This is a genomic window from Pseudomonas sp. TCU-HL1 (assembly GCF_001708505.1).
Taxonomy (GTDB): Bacteria; Pseudomonadota; Gammaproteobacteria; order Pseudomonadales; family Pseudomonadaceae; genus Metapseudomonas.
On sequence record NZ_CP015992.1, the window covers coordinates 4,284,250 to 4,308,612 of the forward strand.

General features: G+C 63.8%; 3 protein-coding genes. 1 reads left to right on the forward strand and 2 read right to left on the reverse strand.

Annotated features, from left to right (window positions below; genetic code table 11):
- Position 1: 1 nt before the first annotated feature.
- Complete coding sequence (locus THL1_RS19880; protein WP_335720847.1) at positions 2-11,200, reverse strand: peroxidase family protein; 11,199 nt, start codon at positions 11,198-11,200, stop codon at positions 2-4.
- Here THL1_RS19880 and THL1_RS31210 point away from each other — a divergent pair.
- Complete coding sequence (locus tag THL1_RS31210; RefSeq protein WP_335720848.1) at positions 11,126-11,587, forward strand: hypothetical protein; 462 nt, start codon at positions 11,126-11,128, stop codon at positions 11,585-11,587. The genes THL1_RS19880 and THL1_RS31210 overlap by 75 nt on opposite strands.
- 693 nt (positions 11,588-12,280) lie before the next feature.
- On the opposite strand, the gene THL1_RS19885 is transcribed toward THL1_RS31210, so the two are convergent.
- On the reverse strand, positions 12,281-23,713 hold the full coding sequence (locus THL1_RS19885; RefSeq protein WP_083245951.1) for a peroxidase family protein: 11,433 nt from the start codon (positions 23,711-23,713) through the stop codon (positions 12,281-12,283).
- Positions 23,714-24,363 lie beyond the last annotated feature (650 nt).

Here is a 24,363-nt window from a genome sequence, read left to right on the forward strand (position 1 = left end):
CTCAGGTCGCCAGGATGAAGTCGGTCTGATCGACGTTAGCGCTCGCCACCCCCACCAGGGTGATGCTGTCCGTGCCGATGCTCACCAAGGTGTTCGCCCCCTGCGCCGCGATGCTGACACTGGCCACGAAGGTCGCCGCGGTGATGCCCAGCCCGGAGATATCCAGCAGGTCCTGGCCGTTCAGCGGATCGGCATCGAAGCCTGCGGCGATCTGATCGAGGCCAAAGCCGGCCGCGCCGAACACGAACACATCGTTGCCCGTCCCGCCGTCCAGGCTGTCGTTGCCGGCGCCGCCTTCCAGGCGGTCATTCCCCGCTCCGCCACTCAGGCTGTCGTTGCCGACGCCGCCGACCAGCGCGTTGCCCAGGTCGTTGCCGATCAGCGTGGCATTGCCGATGCCGACATAGCTCAGGCTCTCCAGGTTGGCGCCGAGCGTGTAGTTGCTCGTCGCCAGCACCGTGTCGAGCCCACCCGTCGCAGTTTCCACGATAACGTCCGCCACGCTGTCGACCCGGTAGGTGTCGTTGCCGTTGCCACCCACCATGCGGTCATTGCCCAGTCCACCGTCCAGGGTGTCGGCGCCATCGCCACCATTCAGCGTGTCGTTGCCGGCACCACCGAACAGACTGTCGTCCCCGCTACCGCCGGTGATCACGTTGGCCTGGGCGTTGCCCGTACCGCTGAACGGCCCACTACCGATGAAGGTCAGGTTCTCCAGATTGACGTTGCTGTTCAGGGTGTAGCTGGCCAGGCTGGTCTGCACCAGGTCGGTGCCTCCCCCCACTCCCTCGACCACCGTGTCAGCGACATCGTCCACCACATAGGTGTCGTTGCCGAGACTGCCGTTCATCAAGTCGGCACCAGTCCCACCATCCAGCCGGTCGTTGCCGATACCACCGCCGAGCGAGTCGGTACCTGCGCCGCCCTGCAGGGTGTCGTCGCCATCGCCACCACTGAGTTGGTCATTGCCCTCCAGCCCACCGAGGATGTCGTTCCCCTCCAGGCCTCTGAGGAGGTCGTTGCCGATATCACCCTGCAGGTTGTTGTTCAGCACGTTACCCTGCAGGGTGCCACCGACGGCACGCTCCAGCCGGCCGTTCTCCACGTTGGCGAGCAGGGTGTAACTGGCCGCCGTCGAGATCACCAGGTCGGTGCCGCGGTTAACGCCTTCGACGGTGTTGTCGCCCACGGTATCCACCCGGTAGGTATCGTTACCCGCCCCCCCCACCAGGGTGTCGTTGCCGGCGCCGCCGTCCAGGGTGTCGTTGCCGGATCCGCCGGCGAGGACGTTGGCCTGGGCGTTGCCGGTGCCGCTAAAGTTGCCGGTGCCGCTGAAGGTCAGGTTTTCCACGTTGGCGACGGCCGCCATCGAGTAGCTACCCAGCGCGGTCCGCACCTCGTCGACGCCCTGACCAGCCAACTCGGTGACCCCATCACTGAGGTGATTGACGACATAGATATCGTTACCGACGCCCCCCGCCATGGTGTCGATACCAGTGCCGCCATCGAGCAGGTCGTTGCCGACGCCACCGATCAGGCTATCACTGCCATTGCCCCCGAACAGCCGGTCGTTGCCGCCCAGGCCGCTGAGCGTGTCATCGCCCACATCGCCCCTGAGGGTGTTGTCCAGGCCATTGCCGGTGCCCACGTAGTTGCCACTGCCGATGAAGGTCAGAATCTCGAAGTTGGCGAGGAGTTGATAGTTGAGCAGCGACGTCCGCACTTCGTCGGTACCGCCTCCCACGCCCTCGGCCACGGTGTCGCCGGCATCGACCAGGAAGACATCGTTGCCAATACCACCGCCCATGATGTCGCTGCCGGCCCCGCCATCCAGGATGTCGTTGCCGTCGCCGGCACTGAGGATGTCATTGCCGGCACCGCCCGTGAGCACGTTGGTGCCGACATTGCCCCTGAAGACATCGTTGAAGGCGCTGCCGACCAGGTTCTCCATGCCGCTCAGGGTGTCGCTACCGGCGCCGCCGGTGGCTTGCGCCGTGGCGATGCCGAGATCCACCGTGACTCCGGCGGTGGCCGAGGCATAGGTCGCGGTATCGATGCCGGCCCCGCCGATCAGGCTGTCATTGCCCGCCCCCCCTTCGAGGGTATCGTTGCCGGCGCCGCCAGTGAGGACGTTGTTCAGCCCGTTGCCGCTGCCGGTGAAATTACCAGTACCGGTGAAGGTCAGGTTCTCGACGTTGGCGCCCAGGCCGTGGTTCAGCAGGCTGGTGCGCACCGTGTCGGTGCCCTCGTTGAGGAGCTCGACCGCTACGTCATCGGCGTTGTCGACGATGTAGGTGTCGTTGCCGAGGCCGCCGGTCATCCGGTCGGGCCCCGCACCGCCATTCAGGGTGTCGTTGCCGGCCAGGCCGAACAGCTCGTCCGCCCCTGCCGTAGTGCTGTCAGCGGCGTCGAGGACATCGACGCCCGGCGTGCCGGTGATCACCCTGCCGACCACGGTGCTGGCCGCGGAAATCACCAGCTCCGGATTGCCGAGGGCGTCGGTGTAGCTCACCAGCACCCGCAGGTGCTTGCCGACGTGGTCCGGCGCGATGGGCGTGAAGCTGGCGCTGGTGGCCCCGTCGATATTGATGCCGTCGGCCTGCCACTGGTAGCTCACCGACAGCGGATCAAAGCCATCGGCATCGGTGAAGGCGATGTTCGCGCTCAACGCATGGGTCGCGGTCGGCGTGGTATCGCTGAGTGTCACCGCGCCCACCGGCAGGTTGTTGTTGGCGTTGGCCGCCACCACCACGGAGGGTTCCGAGAACACGGTTTCCGGCACGCCACGCTGGTCCTGGTAGACGGACTTGACCCGGATCCTCAGTCCGTCAAGATCAGCCGTCACCGTGAAGTTGGGTCCTGTGGCCGTCTCGTCACCTAGCCCGGTGGCGATGATGATGTCCTCGAACACGCCCGAATCGGCAATCGATTCAAATTGCCAGACGAACTGGACGTTGCCGGGAATGGCGCCACCGGTGTTGGTATTGTCGGGGTCGATGAGGTCGGCGAGCGAAACGCTCAGGACCTGTCCGACCGCCGGGGTGGTATCACTGAGCCTCGGCGCCCCCACAGGACCACTGTTGAGTGCGGACAGCGGACCGGTCAGGTCGACCACCAGGTCGGAGAACTGCAGCCGCTCGATGCCCGTCAGCCGGTCGATACCGTCGATACCGACACCGATGATGTCGCCGGTCGCGGCATCCAGCAGGTTATGGGTGACGGTAGTCACGCCATTGGCACCGGTCTCGATGGTGTACTCGAAGAAGCTGCCCGAGAACACGGCCGTGTCGAAGTTGAACGCGTTGCTGCCGTCGAGGATCTCGCGAACGATGGTGAGCTGCCCGGGGTTGATGGTGCCGGCGAACACGGCGTCCTGCAGCGTCAATGTCGCCGGGGTGCTCGCCAGGGCCCCGGATTTGTTCTTCAGTACACCGTTCATGCTGTCGGCGCTGGCGATCTCGACGTTCGGATTGCCGGGATCGCGGACGCTTATGCGCACGTTCAGCCACTTGTCGCCATCGATCAGGTCATCGCCACCACGCCCTTCGATGATGTCGCTGCCGTCGCCGCCGAGAATGATGTTGCCAGCATTGAAGGAGGTCACCCCGACGCCGAGGAATTCCTGGAGACCATCGATCAGGCCGATGTTGGTCAGCGTGCTGCCAGTGGCGCCCGAGTTGGCGATGATCGCTGCGTTGGCATCATCGCCCTTCAGGACGTCGCTGAGTGCAGAGCCGGAAACCCCTTCCACCGACTCGAACCGGGCCAGGGTCGATGCGGTGGACGGCGGTATCGGCACTTCATTGAAGGCCCGCAGGTTCAGGTCGACGTTTGCCCCGTTGTCGTTCTTGAACACGGCCCAGTCGAAGCCCGAGGCGCCGATGTAACGATCCACCGGGCCGCCATTGCCGAGCATGATGTCATCGCCACCCTCGCCCAGCATCCGGTCGATGGTGCCTTCGCCGAGGAACACGTCGTTGCCCACGATCGAGTCCAGGCCACGAACGTCGAAGTTCTCTCCAGCACTGCCGTCGGCCATGCCGGCCTCGATCCAGTCATCACCTTCGTTGCCGAACACCATCTCGGCCGCCCGGGAACCCCGGATGAAGTCGTTGCCTGTACCGCCGAAGCTCTCCGCCTCATCCGCGCTATTGACGATGAAGTCATTGCCGAAGCCGCCGATTATCAGGTCGATGCCATTGCCGCCATGGATGGCATCGTTGCCGTCCCCCCCCTGGAGGTTATCGTCACCGCCCTTGTCGGTGATGATGTCGTCACCGGCACCACCGAAGATCATGTCGACGCCATCGCCACCCTCTAGCCTGTCATTGCCAGCATCACCATGGAGGGTGTCGTCGCCAATGCTGGAAATGAGAATGTCGTTGCCGGCAGTCCCCCCCAGGACCACATGGTCCTCTCCGGTGTAGCGCAGGTAGTTGGTATCGGCCCCCGGGGTTGCCGGGTTGTTGCGGATCACCAGCGGAAGCAGCGCACTGCCGCCTAGCGGGTCGGAATTGTTGGCCCTGCCATCGATGCCGAGCACATCATCGGCGGTTCCCTGCAAGCCATCCGCGCCAGCCTCGTTCAGGCCGGTGAACTGCTTGCTCTGATCCACCTCGAGGGTGAAGGCCGGAGTCGAGAACACATCACCCGGCAGGTGAGTGGCATCGGTGTTGGCCATGATCAGCTTGGCGAACGAGTTGTTCTCCAGTTCCGTCAGGAAGTTCAGGCCCGCCGTACGCTCCAGATAGTAGAAGCGGTCGCCGTTCTGCAGCTTCTCCATCTGGTTCTCGAACACGAAGTTGAAGGTGGAACCGAGCAGACCGCCAAAGGGCATCTGCCTTTCAGCAAGTCCACCAACCCAGAGGTCGATGTCATTGACGCCCGTGGTAGCCGCAGGGCCGTTCAGGAAGTCGAGCCGGTCGGCAGCCACCAGCCCGTCGCCATCCTGGTCGGTGCCGAAGACCAGTTCCATGGCCGCAAGGCGCTTGTCGGCCAGCGTTGTCGCGGCGGTAATGGTCGCGTGAGTACCGTAGGCCGCGATGAAGTTGATGATCGACGACTCGTGCTTCAGGTTCATCGCGAAATCCACCCAGCTCGAGTACGGCTTGAGCTGGGTGTCGCCGGTGGCGTTGTAGAACTGCTGGCGCGCCGCATTGAGGGTCGGCACCCCGGTGTCACGGCCCCGGGTGATGTTGATGGCAGCCAAGTCGAGCGGCAGGCCCAGCAGGTTGTTGCGCAGCGCCTCGGTGACGAACTCGTCGATCTCGTTGCCCTGCTGGCGGGTCACCCCGCGCACGATGGCACCGGCGGCCTGCTCGGCCGAGACGGTCGTGCCTCCGAGCTGGTCGAACGCCAGCGGGTTGAGGAAGCTCGCCACCAGGCCCATTTCACTGGAGGCGAAGTTGGGGTCGAGTCGGTCGACGGTTTCCACCAGCATCGAGTGGCCGAAGCGATACACGGCATGGGCGAACTCGGCGACGATCGCCGGGTCGATGGTCGTGTCGTAGCCCTGCCCTTCGCCCAGGAACACATCCACCTGAGGCTGGACCTTGCGGGCGAACTCCTCGAACACCAGGTGCTGGTATTGCATCTCGGTACCGAAACGCGCCGCCTGGAACAGGCGCTCGCCGTTCCACGAGCCGTCAGGCAGCTGCCATTGAGCGATGAAGTTCGGATCGTTGCTGGCCAGCACGACGTCCTTGATGTGCTCGACCAGGCGATTGTGCTCAGCATGGAACACATGGTGAACGGCGGTCAGGGCGATGTTCTCGTTGACCCGGCCGTCACCGGCCATGAAGTGCTCGCCCAGCAGTTCGTCATCGTAGGTGCCAGCAATGCCGTCATCGACACCGGCCTGGTCATCGGCATCCGCCGTGAGCGGGGCACCGAAGGCGCTGAACGGGTTGGCGCTGTGGGCGATGTCGGCGAGGAACATATGACCGGTGCGCAGCGCGCCGACATCCAGCGGGCTGATGGGCGCGGCCGGGTTGCCTTCCACGAGCAGGTCATCCTCCGTCTGGGCAATTCCATCCGGGCCGAGGCCGACCACGAGTTGGGCAAAGCCAGTCGGCCCCGGGACGAACTTCCCGTAGGCATCGACACGCACCACGGGCACATTCACGGCGTCATAGTCGCTGAGCTCGATACCCAGCAGATCGCGCGCCTGGGCCTTGACCACGGCCCAGGTGGCCATGCCGCCAAGCTCCACGTCGTCCGTTGTGCCGAACTTGCCATCGATCCCCAGGTCCCGATTGGTGATCAGTTCGCCAGTGGCCACCGGCTTGCCGGCGGCGTTCAGCTCATAGGCCCGCAGGAATACCTGGTGCGACGGGTTCGAGGTGTAGGTCTGGTTCTGGTCGACGAAGGGTGTGGTCTGGTTAGTGCCAGTCGGAGTGGCACGGGTCAGCAGCATGAACTGCTGGGCCGGGTTGGTCAGCTCGTCGCCCGTGTTGGCGATGCCATCGGCACCGTGGGTGATCAGCGGATCGTCCGCCTGCAGCGGAACGAAGACCGTGCCGTTCCCACCCTTTGCCACCAGGTCAAGACCGTGGTCGAAGAACTGGCCGAAGAAGGTGAACCAGGCGTTGAATGGCGCCGACAAGCCTTCGTCCGGGGTGGTGTTGGGGTTGCCCAGGGTCTGGCCGCGTGGAATCACGACACCATTGAGGTCGAGGATGATCGGCGTGCCATCGGCATTCACGGCCGGCAGGCCAGTGACCGGGTCCAGCACCTGGGTACCCAGCCCCGCATCAAGGAAGGCCTGCACCGCCGCAGGGTTGGTGATGGTCTGGTCGACGATCAGGTTGGAGATGGTTCGTGGATCGGAGTCCACCACATTCCCGGCGGTGGCGTAGTCGGTATTGGTGACGCCATTGAAGCCGGCGCCTTCGTCGCCCTCATTGCGAAACACCGGCGGTACCAGGTTCGGGAAGGGCTGGTCGGCCGCTCCGAAGTTGGTCTGACCCGGAACCAGGTTGTTGAAGGTCCCATCGACCGTCCGCATACCAAATGGCAGCCGCGAGTTCGGAATCAGCGACAGCAGCTCCTGCGAGGGCGCGCCATAGGCGCCGGAATGCGCTTCCGAGATCAGGATCTGGTCGAGGATGAACTGCAGGTCGCCACGAATCAGATGGATGCCTTCGCTGGTGGTTGCCGACTCGGTCGGTACCACGGGCGTGGTTGGGGCTGGCGCGGCTACCACCGGACCGGTGGGCGCGGAGAACACGGTCTCCAGTACACCATTCTGGTCCTGGTAGACCCCCCGGACCCGCAGGACCAGGCCATCAAGATCCGGCGTGACCCGGAAGCTGTTGCCATGAATCAGTGCTGGGCGGGCACCGTCGATGCCGACGATGTCCTGGAAAACGCCCGAATTGGGGGCGGTCTCCACCTGCCAGTAGAAGCTGACCGGACCGGTGAGGGTGCCAAGGGCGTTGGTAGGGCTGACATTGTCGCCATCGGTGATCCCTGCGGCCGATGCGACCAGCACGCCGGGAGCGGACGCAGTAATGGTCAAGGTGCCTACCGGGCCACTGTTGGCAGGAACGTTGTCAAGGATGACCACGCCTGTCTGCTCTTCGGGCACGGCACTCAGCGGGTTGGGCGCGAACTGCAAGCGCTCGACATTGACCACCCGGTCGATACCGTCGGCACCAAGAACGGGGTTCCCAAGCCCGTCAAGAATGATGACCCCATTGGCATCACGCGTGATGTGGGTGACAGTGGTGACGCTATTCGCGGCTGTCTCAATGAGGTAATTGGCGCGGAAATCGGAGAACATCGCCGTATCGAAACCGTCAGCCGCCGTGAGGATTTCCCGAGCAATACTCAACTGGCTGGGCGTGATTTCGCCCGAGAGCATATAGGGCACCAGCTCGGTCATGCTGTCGACCGAAGTGATGGTCGGATGGCCAGTCACTGCGATCCGCACGTTCAACCAACGGTCGCCGTCGATCAGGTCGTTGCCGCCACGACCCTCGATGATGTCGCTGCCACCGCCGCCAAGGAGGATGTTGCCCTCGCCAAACGACGTCACCACCGGTACTGCAGCCGTGCCCAGCATCTGATTGAGGAAGTCCTGAAGATTGGCAACCAGGCCAATGCCGACGGCATTCAGGGCGCTGTTCTGCGGACCCTCGACATTGATCTCCGCCGCGTCGGCATCGTCACCACGCAGGATGTCGCCCTGCGCCGATCCCGACAGGCCTTCCACCTGGGCGAACCGGTCTAGGATGCCCTGGTTGGAGGGTGCGACCGGAGGCTCGATGAAGTCGTTGACGTTCAGGTCAACGGCAACCCCCAACTGGTCGTTCTTGTAGTTCGCCCAGTCGAAGCCACCGCCGCCGTTGAAGTGATCCTCGGCATCGGACATGACCATGATGTCGTCGCCGCCCTCGCCATCCACCTCGTCAAATCCGCCGCCGGTGATGAAGACGTCGTGGCCGATCACCGTGCCGGCTTCCTGCGGATCGAAGTTGTCACCGCCGGCACCGTCCGAGGTGCCGATCTCGATCCAGTCGTCACCCTCGTTGCCGAAGGTCGGCAGGTTCATCTGAGCGCCGAGGATGAAGTCGTTGCCCTGGCCGCCGAAGGTTTCGGAAACGTCTTCGCCGGTGATGATGAAGTCGCTGCCATCCCCGCCCAGGATCAGGTTGAAGCCGTTGCCGCCGGAAATCACATCGTCCCCGGCATTGCCCTTGAGGACGTCGTCCCCGCCCAGGTCGGTGATGATGTCGTTGCCGTCGCCGCCTTCGATGTTGTCGACGCCATCGCCGCCCTCCAGCCGGTCATCGCCGCCATCGCCCCAGAGGGTGTCGTCGCCGATGCTGGAGATGATGGTGTCGTTGTCCGCGGTGCCGCCCAATACCACATGGTCTACGCCGGTGTAGCGCAGGTAGTTGGCATCAGGCCCGGCGGTTCCAGGGTCGTCACGGAGCACCAGGGGAGTCAGGATGCCGCCCCCCTCCGGATCGGCACGCCCGTCAACGCCCAGGCCGGTATGTTGCAGGGCCTGGGTGACCTCCAGGGTGAACGCGGGGGTCGAGAAGACATCCGCCGGCAGGTGCGTGGCATCGGTGTTAAGCATCACCAGCTTGGCGAATGAGTTGTTCTCCATCTCGGTGAGGAAGTTGAGACCGGCCAGGCGCGCCAGGTAGTAGAAGCGGTCGCCATTCTGCAGGGCCTCCATCTGGGTCTCGAAGACGAAGTTGAAGGTCGAGCCAAGCAGGCCACCAAAAGGCATCTGCTTCTCGGCCAGGCCGCCGACCCAGAGGTCGACATTGTTCAGGCCGGACTCCCGGGTGGCCCAGGTACCGGTGCTGCTGAGGAAGTCGAGCCGATCCGCCGGCGCACCGGTGCCGCCCAGGACCAGGGCGGCCGCGGCCGCCCGTTTGGCGGCGAGGGTTGTCGCGCCGGTGATGCTGGCGTGGGTGCCATAGGCGGCAATAAAGTTCACCAGAGATTCCGCGTGCTTCAGGTTGCCCATGAAGTCCACCCAGCTCACGTACGGTTTGAGCTGGCTATCGCTGGTCATTTCGTAGAACTCGCTGCGCGCCGCATTCAGCGAGGGAATCCCTGCGTCACGCCCCCGCGTCAGGTTGATGGTAGCGAGGTCCAACGGCAAACCGAGCAGATTGTTGCGCAAGGCGCCGGTGACGAATTCATCGATTTCGTTGCCTTGCTGGCGGGTCACCCCGCGCACGATGGCACCAGCCGCTTCTTCCGGGGTCGGCCCGCTGCTGGCGAACGCAAGCGGGTTGAGGAAGGCCTCGATCAGGCCCAGTTCGCTGGAGGCGAAGCTGGGGTCAAGGCGGTCCACCGTCTCCAGCAGCATCGAGTGACCGAAGCGATAAACCGTATGGGCGAATTCGGCGACTATCGCCGGATTGATGGTGGCGTCAAAGCCGTCCGGCGCCAGGAACGCGTCGACCGCGGGCTGGACCTTGCGCGCGAACTCCTCGAATACCAGGTGCTGGTACTGCATCTCGGTACCGAACTTGGCGGCCTGGAACAGGCGCTCGCCGTTCCAGACCAGCGTGCTGGTGTCGGCCGGAACACTTACGACGGGAATGGCCAGCCACTGATTGAGGAAGGCCACGTCGCCGGCGGCGGCGGCGTCCAGGGCCACCTGCTTCGTACGATCGACCAGGCGGTTGTGCTCGGCGTGGAACACGTGGTGTACGGACGTCAGACCGATGTTCTCGTTCACCCGGCCATCGCCCGCCATGAAGTGCGCGTCAAGCAACTCGTTGTCATAGGTGCCGGCTTCGCCCAACCCCAGCGCGCTGTCGGTATCGGCATCCAGCCTCGCCCCGGTCTGCGCGTTGAACGGGTTGGCGACATGCGCGATATCGTCCAGGAAGGCGTGGCCGGTGCGTACCGCATTGACCAGGCTGATGCCACGACCGCCATTGGCTGTCGGGTCGCCTTCGACCAGGAAGGTGCCACCTGCTCCATCGCTCATCACCACCTGCGGGAAACCGTTAGGCCCGGGTATGAAATTGCCATAGGCATCGGTCGCCAGGAGCGGCACGCCGACCACATCCGCATCGGTCAGTTGGATACCCAGCAGGTCACGGGCCTGGGCCTTGACCACTGCCCAGGTGGCCATGCCGCCGAGGACCGCGTCGTCGGCGGTACCGAACTCGCCGTCCGCGCCGAGGTTGCGATTCACGATGAGCCCGCCGGTCGAAACCGGATCGCCATTCGCGTTCAACGCATAGGCCCGCAGGAACACCTGGTGCGACGGATGCGAGCTGTAGGTTTGGTTCTGGTCGACAAAGGGAGATGTGGTGTTGGTGTGCTCGCGGATGTCGTCACTGGTGCCGAGAATTCCATCCGCTCCCGGCTGATTCGTGGCGCGGGTCAGCACCATGAAGTTGGTCTGGCCTCCGGGCACGTACAACGGATCATCCGGCTGCAACGGAATGAACACGGTGCCGCTGCCCCCCTTGGTCACCAGGTCCAGGCCATGGTCGAAGAACTGGCCGAAGAAGGTGAACCAGGCGTTGAACGGCGCCGACAACCCCTCGTCCGGTGTGGTGTTGGGAATCGTCAAGGGGGTATTCGGCCCGATGGGCGCACCATCCAGATCCAGCAACGTGCCATCGGGAGCCAGGGTGCCATGGCCCGCATCGACGAACGCCTGCACTGCCGCCGGATTGCTGATGGTCTGGTCGACGATCAGGTTGCTGATCATTCGCGCCTGGGCATCGAACACGGTTCCACTGAACTGCTGATAGGAGGTGAGTTGCGTGCCGGGAACGAATGGATTGTCGCCCGCGCCCCTGAAGAACGGGTCAAGCAGGCGCGGAAACAGGATATCGGCGGACCCGAACCCTTCCTGTCCCGGAACGACGTTGTTGAAGGTTCCGTCGAGTGTACGGAGGCCGAATGGGACGAACGAGTTGGGCAGCAGGTCGCTGAGTCGCTGACCCGATGCATGGGCTTCAGCGATCAGGATCTGCTGAAGAATGAATTCAAGGTCAGACTTGATGAAGTTGGCCATGGTGTTTTGTTCCTCAATCCGACAGCAATTAGTCAGGCTGAATCACGCCCACGCGGGTGCGATTCCACGTTTCGTTGATGGAAAGCGATCAAGCCGGGCAAATCGCAGTCGCAGCCGAACCCGCCAAGCCTTAGAAGTGGCTCAGTTCCGACTGAATGGATTTGTCCCTGTCAGCACCGCACGCGAAGGCGGCGCCCCTGCTCAGGTGAGAGGCGGTCCGTGGAGGCGGACCCGGGTGGAGGTGCAGATCACGGGGCCATCCGGCCCACTACGCAAGATTGAAGCGATGCTCATTGCGGTGTTCTCCCTAGCACTCTTGTGGCGGTCTCCACAGCAGCGTCCCTCAACGTAACTGCGTGCCAAAAAACAGTCATGCTTGTACACACCCTGACTAAAGCCCCGGCCCCACGCACTGTCAATAAAACGACGAAATATGTTTCTAAATGTTAAAACAATATAAACAATTGAATTGTAAGGAAAAATATCTAATAGCAGGCATGATCTCGAGTTCAATATGCGGCAGCACTCTTTCACCGCCTCTGGCACGCTCTTCTCCGAAAAGCTGAAACCCGCATTCCAGAGCGGCTACATCGGCCATTCCCACTTATCAGCGGAATACAACCGCTGACTCAAATGGGATATCCGGGCATTTCAGGGGCATCTTTCTTGCTAGGGAAAAGACTGTCTTCCAGGCATGAAAAAGGGGGTGAAGCGCCAGGCGCTTCACCCCCCTTTTTTCTTTCTTTACCGCAGACGGCTGGCGATGCCTCCTCAGGTCGCCAGGATGAAGTCGGTCTGATCGACGTTAGCGCTCGCCACCCCCACCAGGGTGATGCTGTCCGTGCCGATGCTCACCAAGGTGTTCGCCCCCTGCGCCGCGATGCTGACACTGGCCACGAAGGTCGCCGCGGTGATGCCCAGCCCGGAGATATCCAGCAGGTCCTGGCCGTTCAGCGGATCGGCATCGAAGCCTGCGGCGATCTGATCGAGGCCAAAGCCGGCCGCGCCGAACACGAACACATCGTTGCCCGTCCCGCCGTCCAGGCTGTCGTTGCCGGCGCCGCCTTCCAGGCGGTCATTCCCCGCTCCGCCACTCAGGCTGTCGTTGCCGACGCCGCCGACCAGCGCGTTGCCCAGGTCGTTGCCGATCAGCGTGGCATTGCCGATGCCGACATAGCTCAGGCTCTCCAGGTTGGCGCCGAGCGTGTAGTTGCTCGTCGCCAGCACCGTGTCGAGCCCACCCGTCGCAGTTTCCACGATAACGTCCGCCACGCTGTCGACCCGGTAGGTGTCGTTGCCGTTGCCACCCACCATGCGGTCATTGCCCAGTCCACCGTCCAGGGTGTCGGCGCCATCGCCACCATTCAGCGTGTCGTTGCCGGCACCACCGAACAGACTGTCGTCCCCGCTACCGCCGGTGATCACGTTGGCCTGGGCGTTGCCCGTACCGCTGAACGGCCCACTACCGATGAAGGTCAGGTTCTCCAGATTGACGTTGCTGTTCAGGGTGTAGCTGGCCAGGCTGGTCTGCACCAGGTCGGTGCCTCCCCCCACTCCCTCGACCACCGTGTCAGCGACATCGTCCACCACATAGGTGTCGTTGCCGAGACTGCCGTTCATCAAGTCGGCACCAGTCCCACCATCCAGCCGGTCGTTGCCGATACCACCGCCGAGCGAGTCGGTACCTGCGCCGCCCTGCAGGGTGTCGTCGCCATCGCCACCACTGAGTTGGTCATTGCCCTCCAGCCCACCGAGGATGTCGTTCCCCTCCAGGCCTCTGAGGAGGTCGTTGCCGATATCACCCTGCAGGTTGTTGTTCAGCACGTTACCCTGCAGGGTGCCACCGACGGCACGCTCCAGCCGGCCGTTCTCCACGTTGGCGAGCAGGGTGTAACTGGCCGCCGTCGAGATCACCAGGTCGGTGCCGCGGTTAACGCCTTCGACGGTGTTGTCGCCCACGGTATCCACCCGGTAGGTATCGTTACCCGCCCCCCCCACCAGGGTGTCGTTGCCGGCGCCGCCGTCCAGGGTGTCGTTGCCGGATCCGCCGGCGAGGACGTTGGCCTGGGCGTTGCCGGTGCCGCTAAAGTTGCCGGTGCCGCTGAAGGTCAGGTTTTCCACGTTGGCGACGGCCGCCATCGAGTAGCTACCCAGCGCGGTCCGCACCTCGTCGACGCCCTGACCAGCCAACTCGGTGACCCCATCACTGAGGTGATTGACGACATAGATATCGTTACCGACGCCCCCCGCCATGGTGTCGATACCAGTGCCGCCATCGAGCAGGTCGTTGCCGACGCCACCGATCAGGCTATCACTGCCATTGCCCCCGAACAGCCGGTCGTTGCCGCCCAGGCCGCTGAGCGTGTCATCGCCCACATCGCCCCTGAGGGTGTTGTCCAGGCCATTGCCGGTGCCCACGTAGTTGCCACTGCCGATGAAGGTCAGAATCTCGAAGTTGGCGAGGAGTTGATAGTTGAGCAGCGACGTCCGCACTTCGTCGGTACCGCCTCCCACGCCCTCGGCCACGGTGTCGCCGGCATCGACCAGGAAGACATCGTTGCCAATACCACCGCCCATGATGTCGCTGCCGGCCCCGCCATCCAGGATGTCGTTGCCGTCGCCGGCACTGAGGATGTCATTGCCGGCACCGCCCGTGAGCACGTTGGTGCCGACATTGCCCCTGAAGACATCGTTGAAGGCGCTGCCGACCAGGTTCTCCATGCCGCTCAGGGTGTCGCTACCGGCGCCGCCGGTGGCTTGCGCCGTGGCGATGCCGAGATCCACCGTGACTCCGGCGGTGGCCGAGGCATAGGTCGCGGTATCGATGCCGGCCCCGCCGATCAGGCTGTCATTGCCCGCCCCCCCTTCGAGGGTATCGTTGCCGGCGCCGCCAGTGAGGACGTTGTTCAGCCCGTTGCCGCTGCCGGTGAAATTACCAGTACCGGTGAAGGTCAGGTTCTCGACGTTGGCGCCCAGGCCGTGGTTCAGCAGGCTGGTGCGCACCGTGTCGGTGCCCTCGTTGAGGAGCTCGACCGCTACGTCATCGGCGTTGTCGACGATGTAGGTGTCGTTGCCGAGGCCGCCGGTCATCCGGTCGGGCCCCGCACCGCCATTCAGGGTGTCGTTGCCGGCCAGGCCGAACAGCTCGTCCGCCCCTGCCGTAGTGCTGTCAGCGGCGTCGAGGACATCGACGCCCGGCGTGCCGGTGATCACCCTGCCGACCACGGTGCTGGCCGCGGAAATCACCAGCTCCGGATTGCCGAGGGCGTCGGTGTAGCTCACCAGCACCCGCAGGTGCTTGCCGACGTGGTCCGGCGCGATGGGCGTGAAGCTGGCGCTGGTGGCCCCGTCGATATTGATGCCGTCGGCCTGCCACTGGTAGCTCACCGACAGCGGATCAAAGCCATCGGCATCGGTGAAGGCGATGTTCGCGCTCAACGCATGGGTCGCGGTCGGCGTGGTATCGCTGAGTGTCACCGCGCCCACCGGCAGGTTGTTAATAGCGCTGTCACCCGCCACCACTACGGGCTCGGTGGGCAGCGAGAACGCGGTTTCCAGCACACCCTTGGCATCCTGGTAGACCGCCATCACCCGCAGCCGCAGCCCGGCCAGGTCCGCCGTGGGCTGGAAGCTGGTGCCGACGGTCCGGGCGACTTCGCCGGCGGCCACGCCGACAATGTCCACGTACAGGCCCGAACCCGCCGCGGTTTCCACCTGCCAGTAATAGGACACCGGACCGGTGATCTCGCCACCACTGGCGCTGTTGTCGGGATCGACTAGGTCACCCAGCTCCACCGAAAGCGTTTGACCAGCGGCCGGGGTGAGATCACTGAACCGCGGCGTACCGACGGAAGCCGAGTTGGGCGTCGCGGCCGCCAGCAAGGGCTGGTCGACCGAGAAGACCTGGTCAGCAAACTGCAACCTTTCGATGCCGTGCAGGCGATCGATGCCGTCGACGCCGATACCAATGATGTTACCGGCGGCATCGATCAGGTTATGGGTGACGGTGATCACGCCATTGGCATCGGGGGCGGATATGTCGTATTCGCCGGCGGAACCGGAGAACACTGCGGTGTCGAAGTCGTTACTGCCCTGCAGGATCTCCCGGACTATCACCAGTTGCCCAGGGTTGTAGGTGCCGTTCACCATCTTCGACACCATCTCGGTCATGCTGTTGAAGCTGGCGATTTCCGGGCCCGTACCGTCGACGTTCTGGCGCACGCTGATGCGCACGTTCAGCCATTTGTCGCCGTCAATCAGATCATTGCCGCCACGGCCCTCGATGATGTCGCCACCGCTACCACCGAGGATGATGTTGCCGCCATCGAAGAAGGTGACAGGGGCTCCCGATGTGGCGCCGAGCATCTGGTTGAGGAAGTCCTGCAGGCCGGAAATCAGCGCGATGTTGGTCAGCACGCTGCCCTTGGCACCAGCGGTGGGCAGTGTGGTCGGATCGGCATCGTCGCCGCGCAGCACGTCGCCATGGGCCGAACCGGAAAGCCCCTCGACGAAGTCGAAGCGGGTCAGCACAGAGGCGCCGGAACCGGGCGCCACCGGCTGGTCGAAGAAGCGGTCGGTGAGGTCGATGGTCACTCCCAACGCGTCATTCTTGAAGGTCGCCCAGTCGTAGCCGGAGGCACCGATGTAACGGTCACCCTGGCCAGCGCTGCCGACCATGATGTCGTCTCCACCTTCAGCGTTGAACTTGTCGTTCTCGCCGCTGCCGATGTAGACGTCGTTGCCGGCGATCGGGTCGTTGCCGGCCGGGTCGAAGTTGTCGCCGGGTGCGCCGTCGGAAGTGCCGGCCTCCAGCCAGTCGTCGCCTTCGTTACCCATGTCCTGCTCGTTGGCCTTCGAGCCCAGGATGAAGTCGTTGCCTTGGCCGCCGAAGGCTTCGCTGGCGTCTTCACCGGTGATGATGAAGTCCTGGCCGAAGCCGCCGAGGATCAGGTTGACGCCATTGCCGCCCTGGATCACGTCGTTGCCGTTGTCACCCTTGATGTTGTCGTCGCCACCCACGTCCGTGATGATGTCGTCGCCGTCGCCACCATTGATGAAGTCGTTGCCGTAGCCGCCATCCAGGCGGTCGTTGCCGCCGTCGCCGTAGAGGGTATCGTCACCCTCGCTGGAGCGCAGGATGTCGTTGTTGGCGCTACCACCCAACACCACATGGTCGGGCCCGCGGTACAGCAGGTAGTTGGTATCCGCTCCAGCGGTAGCCGGGTTGTCGCGGTCCACCAACGGCAGCAGCGGGTTGTCGCCCAGCGGGTCGTCGCGGCCACTAACGCCCAGGCCGGTGTGCTGCAGCAGCGGGTTGACCTCCAGGGTGAAGGCCGGCGTCAGGAAGACGATACCCGGCAAGTGAGTGGCATGGGTGTTGGCCATGATCAGCTTGCTGAAGGAGTTGCCCTCCAGCTCGGCGTTGAAGTTCAGGCCGGCAGTGCGCTCCAGGTAATAGAAACGGTCACCGTCCTGGAGTTTCTCCAGCTGGTTCTCGAACACGAAGTTGAAGGTCGAGCCCAGCATGCCGCCAAAGGGCGTGACCTTCTCGGCCAGGCCACCGATCCAGAAGTCCACCAGGTTCAGGCCGGTCTCAAGGGTTGCCCAGGCGCCGGTACTGTTGAGGAAGTCCAGCCGGTCTGCGGGCGCGCTCGCTCCGCCGAGGACGATGGCAGTAGCCGCCGCGCGCTTGTCGGCCAGCGTGGTGGCGCCGACGATGTCCGCGTGGGTGCCATATGCGGCAATGAAGTTGATCAACGACTCCGCATGTTTCAGGTGCATCACCATGTCGGCCCAGCTGACGTAGGGCTTCAGGTTGCTGTCGCCAGTGGCTTCATAGAACTGCGCGCGGGCATGGTTGAGCGTTGCCACACCCGTGTCGCGACCACGGGCGATGTTCAGTGCGGCCAGGTCCAGCGGCAGGCCCACCAGGTTGTTGCGCAGGGCCTCGGTGACGAACTCGTCGATCTGGTTGCCCACGGTGCGGGTCACGCCACGGACGATGGCGCTAGTGGCGTCTTCCGGGGTCAGGCCGCTGGCGGCATAGGCCAACGGGTTGAGGAAGGCGGCGATCAGGCCCAGTTGCTGGTCATTGGTCGGGTGCAGCGGGTCGACGGTGACCGGGTTGAAGTTGGCGTCGAAGCGATCCACCGTCTCGGTCAGCATCGAGTGGCCGAAGCGGTAAATCGTGTGGGCGAACTCGGCAACGATCGACGGGTCGAGGTTGACGTCGTAGACCTGGGTCGGCGCGAAGAACGGGTCGACGTTAGGCTGGATGGTCCGGGCGAACTCTTCGAACACCAGGTGCTGGTACTGCATTTCAGTACCGAACTTGGCGGTCTGGAACAGCCGCTCGCCGTTCCATTGCAGTGCCGCGATCTCGGCCGGGGTGGTTGGGAAGGTGGTGACCGGGGTCAGCAGCCACTCGTTGATGAAGGCCACGTCATTGCTGGCCAGCACGGTGGTCTTGGTCTGTTCCACCAGGCGGTTGTGCTCGGAGTGGAAGATCGCATGCACGGCGGTCAGGCCGATGTTCTCGTTGACCCGGCCGTCACCGGCCATGTAGTGGGCGTCCAGAAGGTCGCCGTCGTAGGTACCGGCCGGCTGGGGAACTCCGGCCTGGCTGTTGATCACACCGTCGTTGTCCCGTACCAGGCCCGGCGCTGCCGACGGATCGGCGGCGTGGGCGATATCGATGAGGAACTGGTGCCCGGTGCCAACCGCACCGGCCAGGTTGATTCCCAGTCCGCCATTGGCTGCCGGATTGCCCTCAACCAGCACATCGTCACCGGTACCCGCCACCCCGTCCGGGCCTGGGAACACCACCTGCGGGAAGCCATTCGGCCCCTTGATGAAGTTGCCATAGTCATCGGTGGCCAGCAGCGGTACATCGAACACATTGGCGTCGGTCAGGTTGATCCCGAGGACATCACGGGCCTGGGCCTTTACCACCGCCCAGGTGGCCATGCCACCGATATCCACATCGTCGGAGGTGCCGAACTCGCCATCGGCACCCAGGTTGCGGTTGGTGATCAGCTCACCGGTGGCCTTGGGTCCAGTGGGCGTGGAGATGTACTCGCGCAGAAACACCTGGTGCGACGGGTGCGAGCTGTAGGTCTGGTTCTGGTCGACGAAGGGCGAGGTGGTGTTCTCGTTCTGCCCTGGCACGCCGCCCACCTGCGTGGCGCGGGTCAGTACCATGAAGTTGGTCGGGCTGCCGGCCACGAAGCGCGGATCATCCAGCTGCAGCGGGATAAACACGGCGCCACTGCCGCCCTTGGTGACCAGATCCAGGCCATGGTCGAAGAACTGCCCGAAGAAGGTCATCCAGGCGTTGAACGGCGCGGTCAGCCCGGCATCCGGCATCTCGTTGGGGATGAAGTTCACCTGCTGGTCGTCGGCGGTGCCGAACAAACCATCCAGGCCGGGACTGGTCACCAGGGTGGAGCCATCGGTACCGGCCGCAGCGGCCACCGCCGCCGGGTTGTTGTTGGTCTGATCGACGATCAGGTTGCTGATGGTGCGTGGAGCCGTGTCCACCACGCTGGTGGATGAGTTGTAGTTGGTATTGGTGATCGGGAAATTCGGATCAGCCTGCCCATTGGTGAACTCCGCAGGTAGAAGCCGCGGGAAGGCATTGTCGGCAGCGCCGAACTGGCTCTGGTCGATGCCGGAGAAGTTCAGCAGGTTGTTGAATTCACCGGTGACGGTACGCAGGCCGGCCGATGCGCGCACGTTGGGCACCAGGGACAGCAGGTCGGCACCATTGGCATGGGCCTCGGCGATGCGGATCTGGTTGAGGATGAAGTCCAGGTCCGAACGTACCAGTTGCACGCCAGGACCGCTCGCAGTGATCGCAGGCCCAGGATCGACCGCCGTAGTGGGCGGCGGCGGGGTGAAGGGATCGACCGCTACCGTCGGTGCCGAGAACACCTGCTCGGTCACGCCGTGGGCATCCTCGTAGATACCCTTCACACGGATGGCCAGGCCAGCGACGTCAGGGGTGATGCGATAGCGCAGCCCATTGGCGCTTTGGAAGGCCAGGTCGCCCGCCGGAGCGGCAATGATGTCCTCGAACACACCGGTTCCCGGATTGCGCTCCACCTGCCAGACATAGGTGACGTTGGTGATGGCGCCCGGATTGTCGGCGTCGGTGACACCAGCTGCGGAGACGGTCAGGAAATCGCCCACCTGCAAGGTGCCGCCATTGCTGTCAGCGATGCTCAGCGACCCCACCGGCTCGGCGTTCAGACCGGCCACCAGTACCTGGGTAGCGTCGGAGAACTGGATGCGTTCGACGTTGGTCAGGCGGTCGATGCCGTCACGACCCGCCACCGAGTCGGTCACCGTGAAGGAGCCGTCGGCGTTGGCCACCACTGAGTACTCGCTGGCCAGGCCCTGGTAGTTGGCGGTGTCGAAGGCGGTGCCGCCGTTGAGCAGTTCACGCACCGCCACCAGTTGGCCAGGGTTGTAGGTGTGATCCAGCATCCGCGGAATCAGGTCGACCATGCTGTCGAAGGTGGCGATCTCCGGACCGCTGCCGTCGACATTGGCACGCACGCTGATGCGCACGTTCAGCCACAGGTCACCGTCGATCAGGTCATTGCCACCGCGGCCCTCCATGATGTCGCTGCCGCCACCACCGAGGATGATGTTGCCACCGATGAAGGTGTCGACCAGGTCGTCCGCGGTACCGAGGATGGCGTCCGCACCGACGCGGGCCTGGTCGCCGAGGAAGGCGCGCAGGCCGGTGATCAGGTCGAGGTTGGTCAGCGCACCGCCGGTGGCGCCGCCATGGTCGACGATGGTGGTCGGGTCGACGTCGTCACCGCGCAGGATGTCGGCGAAGCCCGAACCGGACAGGCCTTCCACTTCAGCGAAACGGTCGAAGATCGAGGCCGGCGATTGCGCTACCGGGAAGGCGATGTGGTCACCCACTTCACCAATGCCGAGAAAGGCCGCCAGGGCCAGGTCGACGGTGACGCCGATGTTGTCGTTCTTGTAGGTGACCCAGTCATAGCCGGACATGCCGTCCATCTTGTCCTGGGCATCGCTGCCCACGAAGATATCGTCACCACCCTCCCCGATCATCTCGTCGAAGCCGCCACCCCCAATGAACACGTCGTGGCCGATCACGTTGTCAGCCAACAGGGGCGCGAAGTTGTCGCCGGGTGCGCCATCCTGGGTACCCCACTCGATCCAGTCGTCACCCTCGTTACCCGTGGGTGGCAGGCTGGTCTTGGCGCTGTAGATGAAGTCGTCGCCCTGCCCGCCAAAGGTGGTTGACATGTCTTCGACGGTGGCGATGAAGTCCTTGCCGTTGCCGCCGAGGATCAGGTTGCCGGCGCCGCCGGCCATCATGTTGCCAACTACGATCACATCGTTGCCGTCGCCACCCTCCATGCGGTTGTCGCCGCCCGCGTCGGAGATAATGTCGTCGCCGGCGCCGCCCATCACGGTGTCATTGCCGTAGCCACCCTCCAGCAAGTCATTGCCGCCGTCGCCATAGAGCGTGTCGTCGCCGTCGCCGGAGATGATGGTGTCGTCGAGCGCGGTACCGCCGAGCACCACATGGTCCTCACCGGTGTAGCGCAGGTAATTGGTTTCAATCGCGGCCGTGTGGGGATCATCGCGGATCACCAGCGGGGTGACTTCCACTCCGTTGATGACAATGCCGCCGGTGGGGTCGTCGCGACCGGTAGCGCCCAGGCCAGTGTGCTGGGCGGTCTGGTTGACCTCCAGGGTCCAGGTCGGGGTCGAGAAGATTGCGTTGGGCAGGTGGGTGACGTCGGTATTGAGCATCACCAGTTTGGCGAAGGAGTTGTTCTCCAGCTCGGTGCCGAAGTTCATCCCTGCGGTGCGCGACAGGTAATAGAAGCGGTCGCCGTTCTGCAAGGCCTCCAGCTGAGTCTCGAAGACGAAATTGAAGGTCGAGCCCAGCATGCCGCCGAAGGGCATCTTCTCTTCGGCCAGGCCGCCGATCCAGAAGTCGATGTTGTTCAGGCCCGACTCGCGGGTGGCCCAAGTGCCGGTGCTGTTGAGGAAATCCAGGCGATCGGCGGGTGCACCCGCGCCGCCCAGCACCAACAGGCTGGCGGCGACGCGCTTGGCGTCCAGGGTGGTGGCGGCGGCGACGCTCGCGTGAGTGCCGTAGGCCGCGATGAAGTTGATCAGCGACTCCGGATGCTTCAGGTGATCCATCATGTCGACCCAGCTCGTATAGGGCTTGAGCTGTTCGTCGCCGGTCATCCGGTAGAACTCTGTACGCGCGGCGTTCAGGGACGGGATGCCGGCATCGCGGCCACGGGAGAGGTTCAGCACCGCCAGGTCCAGCGGCAGGCCCACCAGGTTGTTGCGCAGGGCTTCGGTGACGAACTCGTCGATCTCGTTGCCCACCTGGCGGGTAACCCCGCGCACGATGGCGCCGGCCGCCGCTGCCGGGTCGACGCCGCTGTCGGCGAAGGCCAGGGGGTTGAGGAAGGCGGCGATCAGGCCGATCTCGCTGCTGACGAAGTTCGGGTCCAGCCGGTCGATGGTTTCGGTCAGCATCGAGTGGCCGAAGCGGTAAACCGTGTGGGCGAACTCGGCGACGATCGAGGCGTCGATGGTGGTGTCGTAGCCACTCGGCGCCAGGAACTCGTCCACCTGGGGCTGGATGGCGCGGGCGAACTCTTCGAACACCAGGTGCTGGTACTGCATTTCGGTGCCGAACTTGGCCGCCTGGAACAGGCGCTCGCCGTTCCATTGCAGGGTCGACAGGTCGGCGGGAACGGCCACCACCGGCACCAGCAACCACTGGTTGAGCACCGTCACATCACCGGCCGCGGCCGACCCCAGCGCAAGCTCCTTGGTCTGCTCCACCAGGCGGTTGTGCTCGGAGTGGAAGATGTGGTGCACCGTGGTCAGACCTATGTTCTCGTTAACCCGACCGTCGCCGGCGATGTAGTGCGCGTCGAGCAGTTCATTGTCGTAGGTGCCGGCTTCACCCAGGCCCAGCGCGGTATCGGTATCGGCGTCCAGCGGTACGCCGGTCTGGGAGTCCAGCGGGTTGGCGGCATGGGCGATATCGATGAGAAACTGGTGGCCGGTGCTGACGGCGTTGGCCAGGGAAATGGGCGCGGCGGGGTTACCTTCCACCAGGCTGCCATCCTTCATCACCACCTGCGGGAAGCCGTTCGGTCCCTTGATGAAATTGCCGTAGGCATCGGTGGCCAGCAGCGGCACGTCGGACACGTTGGCGTCGGTCAGGTTGATCCCGAGAATGTCGCGGGCCTGGGCCTTGACCACGGCCCAGGTGGCCATGCCGCCAAGTTCCACGTCATCGGCGGTGCCGAAGCGGCCGTCGACGCCCAGGTTGCGGTTGGTGATCAGCCGGCCAGTGGCTTGCGGGTCGCCGTTGGCATCCAGCGCGTAGGCGCGCAGGAACACCTGGTGCGAGGGGTGCGAACTGTAGGTCTGGTTCTGGTCGACGAAGGGCGAGGTGGTGTTCTGTGCTTCGTGCTGGGTGTCGTCGGCGGTGCCCAGGATGCCGTCCGCGCCAGGCCCGGTGAACTGGGTGGCGCGAGTCAGGAGCATGAAGTTGGTCGGGCTGCCCGGCACGAAGAGCGGGTCATCCGGCTGCAGCGGAACGAACACGACATCGTTGCCACCCTTGGTGACCAGGTCCAGGCCGTGGTCGAAGAATTGCCCGAAGAAGGTCATCCAGGAGTTGAACGGCGCTGTCAGCCCTGCGTCCGGGGCGACGTTGGGGATGAACAGCGTGGGGGTGTCGTCGAACGTGCCGAACACGCCGTCCAGACCGGGGCTGGTTACGGTGGCCGAACCGGGGGTCTGCGCGGCGGCGGCCACGGCAGCCGGGTTATTGGCCGTCATGTCGACGATCAGGTTGCTGATGATGCGTGGCTGGGCGTCGAACACCGTGCCGGTGGTCTGCGCATAGCTGGTGAGCTGGGTGCCGGGAATGAAGGGATTGTCGCCAGCAGTGCGGAACACCGGGGCCAGCAAGCGCGGGAAGATGTTGTCCGCAGCACCGAATGCGGTCTGGTCGGCAAACAAGTTATTGAACGAGCCATCGAGGGTGCGCAGGCCAAAAGGCACCTGCACGTTGGGTAGCAGGTCACGAAGGTCCTGGCCGGAAGCGTGGGCTTCGGCGATGAGAATCTGCTGAAGGATGAAATCCAGGTCCGACAGGTTGAAGTTGGCCATTTTGCTGATTCCTCAATTCCGACTGAGCAGGGGCGCGCGCCATGGCAGCAAGGACAGGGCTCCACGCTTTGACTTGACTTCGGGATTTGGGGGATTAGATGACGCCTACCTTGAAGCGACGCTGGTGCTAGCGCGATTCATGCTCTTCAGCAGGAGGTTCTATCCCTGACGGTGCCGGCAATGCGACGCCGACACCGGGGGTCATCGCCCCGGCGGACCGTGAAATTCGGAAAGGTGCAATGCGACGGGCGGGATCGCCCCCAGAAATGGAACTCGCGAAACAGTGCTCATGACGTTCTCCCTAGCTTTGATTGTTTCCCGGCTAAGGCTGCAGCGCCCTCACGATGCAGCCGCTCCAATGCGAAACAATTTCTTACACATCTGACTAAAGGTTCGGCCAGAAACACTGTCAAGCGACCGTCATGGCGGCTATTTTCACCCTCGACAACACTTCAACTTACTGTTTTATATTGAATTTATTATGAAATAAATTCTTACAAAGATGAGAATACGTGGCACTCCGGATCCATCCACACCCCACTTAAGGGGTCATCACAACTGCCTGAAATACCCATTCTAGAGCCATCCAAGCAGATACCTTCCGTTAATCCGCTGTTTGCCACCGCCCGGAAGAGCCCTCCCATGGCTTG

What these genes read in the sequence shown, in the direction of transcription:
- THL1_RS31210 (WP_335720848.1), top strand. Translation starts at nt 11,126, where the DNA reads ATGGCCCGCATCGACGAACGCCTGCACTGCCGCCGGATTGCTGATGGT.
- THL1_RS19880 (WP_335720847.1), bottom strand. Translation starts at nt 11,200, where the DNA reads ATGATCAGCAACCTGATCGTCGACCAGACCATCAGCAATCCGGCGGCA.
- THL1_RS19885 (WP_083245951.1), bottom strand. Translation starts at nt 23,713, where the DNA reads ATGGCCAACTTCAACCTGTCGGACCTGGATTTCATCCTTCAGCAGATT.